5 protein-coding genes are annotated in these 2,747 nt (G+C 36.7%); 3 read left to right on the forward strand and 2 right to left on the reverse strand.

Annotated features, from left to right (window positions below):
* The 3 genes from AABE15_RS08470 to AABE15_RS08480 form a co-directional block, all read left to right on the forward strand.
* Positions 1–199: hypothetical protein (locus AABE15_RS08470; RefSeq protein ID WP_338330861.1), on the forward strand; the 199-nt coding region annotated here is incomplete at its 5' end.
* Between the two features lie 123 nt (positions 200–322).
* Entirely contained in the window at positions 323–589 is a 267-nt protein-coding gene (locus AABE15_RS08475; protein ID WP_338330865.1) for a DUF2312 domain-containing protein, read from the forward strand.
* A gap of 11 nt (positions 590–600) precedes the next feature.
* Complete coding sequence (locus AABE15_RS08480; protein WP_338330862.1) at positions 601–1,110, forward strand: hypothetical protein; 510 nt, start codon at positions 601–603, stop codon at positions 1,108–1,110.
* Between the two features lie 331 nt (positions 1,111–1,441).
* Here AABE15_RS08480 and AABE15_RS08485 read toward each other — a convergent pair whose 3' ends face one another.
* Together AABE15_RS08485 and AABE15_RS08490 are read right to left on the reverse strand one after the other, a co-directional pair.
* Complete coding sequence (locus AABE15_RS08485) at positions 1,442–1,792, reverse strand: hypothetical protein (protein ID WP_338330863.1); 351 nt, start codon at positions 1,790–1,792, stop codon at positions 1,442–1,444.
* Between the two features lie 80 nt (positions 1,793–1,872).
* Positions 1,873–2,592, reverse strand: coding sequence for a hypothetical protein (locus tag AABE15_RS08490; RefSeq protein WP_338330864.1), 720 nt, complete (start codon positions 2,590–2,592; stop codon positions 1,873–1,875).
* Positions 2,593–2,747: the final 155 nt, after the last annotated feature.

Genomic DNA, 2,747 nt, shown 5'->3' on the forward strand with positions numbered 1-2,747 from the left:
GTTTAAAAGCCTCATGCGGCAATATTGCGTATCGGCCTATGAATATCTGTTTAGCGATGAAACAAAACAAGAGGAAGACAATGGGAATCCTACGGACATATGGGAAAATTTTATGCGGGATTTAAAATATTTTCCTGAAGGTCCTATTAAAAATGCGTTAAGGCAATTGCAAAAAAACAGGACTTCAAAAAAAGCCTAAACCTCTCACTTTGACGAAAAAGCACCTCTCTTAATGGCCAAAAAATAAAGGTAAAACATGAACGATTTAAAAAACGATACAATGAATTCTTTTGTGGATGGTGTGGCCAATTTCGTAACCGATATGGTGATGGACCATAGTAATACCACAACACAGATTGGTGGAATTGCGGCGGAGCGTTTGAGGAGTATTATAGAGCGTATAGAACGTTTAGAAAGGGAACGTGGAGAGTTAGCAAACGATATCAAAGATATTTACGCAGAAGCTAAATCTGCAGGGTTTGATGTAACTGTCCTTCGGCGTATTATACGTGCACGTAAACAAGAGCCTTCAGAGGTAGAAGAGCAAGAAGCATTGTTTGATACGTATAGACATGCATTGGGAATGTAATTTTAATCGCAATGCAGAAACGAAAAAAGTATATTCCCCTCCTTATTCGACAAGCAGGGGTACAGCAACGCTGGAAACGAGGGGAACTTGAGCTTGAGGAAGCCGTTGACCCTGACCATCCTCACCATAAAACCAACCGATTACGCCGTAAATGCGCTTATGACGAGATGTATGGGCGTGGGATGATCACTATTGAACAACGCAACTACGCTGAACAATATGCCATTCTCTGCGAAAAAGCCTTAGGGGCAACCCAAGACTTATACGCCAAGATAAGTTTACTCAGCGTTTCCCGCAATCGCTGGGAACCCACCCAAGCACAGCATGAGGCGTATGAAAAGCTGTTTGTTTTATGGCATGAAATTGGTAAGTACCATATTAATATTTTAAATTTAGTCATATTGGCCAATATGAATGCTACACGATTGCGAGAGTTTACTAGAAGCAATAGGCATATAAATATAGGTCAGATCATGTCTGCGTTTATTTTACTAGAACAAGCTTTTGAGAAAATTAATTAAAATTATTACTTGCTTGCTGTTACGCTTTATGTTAACATTTTGTCATACTAAAAGAATTATGTTTATATCTCTCTTTCTTATTTTATAAACTCCATTTTTAGTTAACAAAACGCATCATTTTATAGGTGCGTTTTTTACTTAAGACTTTGCTTTATAGCGGTGATAAAGTTTTAGTTTAGATGCAGTGGATAACACCTGTTTGCTTTAAAAAGTTTTGCTCATTAAATAAATAAAAATCGCCCTAAAAGAGAAAAAGGGCGGATGTATCAAGAAAAAAACCAAAAGAAAAAGTAATTTTGTCTGTTAATTTTGATAATTTTTTATTACAAAATTAATTCGATAACAATTCAAGTTTTTGGACCCACTTCGTACTACCTGATGTGCTATAACAAAACTTAACGGGCAAGTGAGATAGAAGTGCAGTTATTTCTAGTGGTTGAACCGAAGTATTAATATATGATTTATTATCTTGGTCTACTTCATTGTAATACGTCATACCTGTATCCTGTGTTGTAAAATAGAATGAACGTGCATCAGGGCTAAATCCGGTAGAACGAATATATGCTCTAACTGGGGAGGCGCCGTCTGCACACGCCAAATCTTCTGCATAACTTGCAGTATTGAATGAAGCAAAGGAAAGTAAAAGTCCTGTTAATGCAAGTGCATATTTTGTTTTAAACATGTTAAACTCCTAATTAAATTGGTCAGAAAATAGTATTTGTAAATAATTGTAGTGGGTAATCGTAATAACTCTAGAGTTGGCTATTGAGGAAGCGACCTATTTTGCGCAAGAGCTGCGACCATTGCCGGTACACACCATGCTGCAGCTGTACTATTCGGTTCAAATGCAGCGCTAATATTCGTTCCTTCGAGCAGTAAAACTGGTCGGTTATGCAACGGAATATTGTGACTTAAGGTAAAGGGATTCTCATTCGTTCTGGTATCAGCATCTACATAACCCAGGTTGGCCACTTGACCTTGAAATGTTATTTGATTAGTAGTGGGATCGCGGTAAAAGATATCAGCTCTTTCAATCTGTGAAGGTGGAATGGCACCATTAGAGACATATGCTTCTTCCTCATCCATATGTTCAATGAGCTCGGGTGATAAATCTGCGTGCTGAAACTCTGCTATGCTACGCATACTAAGAGGAACGGAATAGAAATTATCGGTGGCCCTGATATGATAAAGATAATAATGTTCTCCAGGTCGAAGTAGATCATCGATCAAAGTAGCGGGCAGATCTGCATATGCTGTCGTTGAAATAAAAGCTGAATTTCTAACAATTGCGTCGTAACGACTACTGGACCATCCCGTAACGTGATACTCAAGATTAATATTATTTCCAGATGGCTGAAAACCCCTTTGAAAAACTACATCTGGCTTTGCACTATCCGCTCGATAGACTTCTTTATGAGAAACTGCATAAGCTGAGGTTGATATAAAAGAAAAAGCTAGTAAAATGGTTAATATAAATTTCATAATTAATTACCTAAATAATGGAGTGGTAATCTATTCTCCAATTGTTATTATACCGCAGTATTCATACTTAATAAATATTAGTGATTATTAATGAATAATTAACAATTATTATGATTTTATATTATTTATTGAGTTATTATTACTTATATGAACTA

The organism is Commensalibacter sp. Nvir (assembly GCF_963921845.1).
Taxonomy (GTDB): Bacteria; Pseudomonadota; Alphaproteobacteria; order Acetobacterales; family Acetobacteraceae; genus Commensalibacter.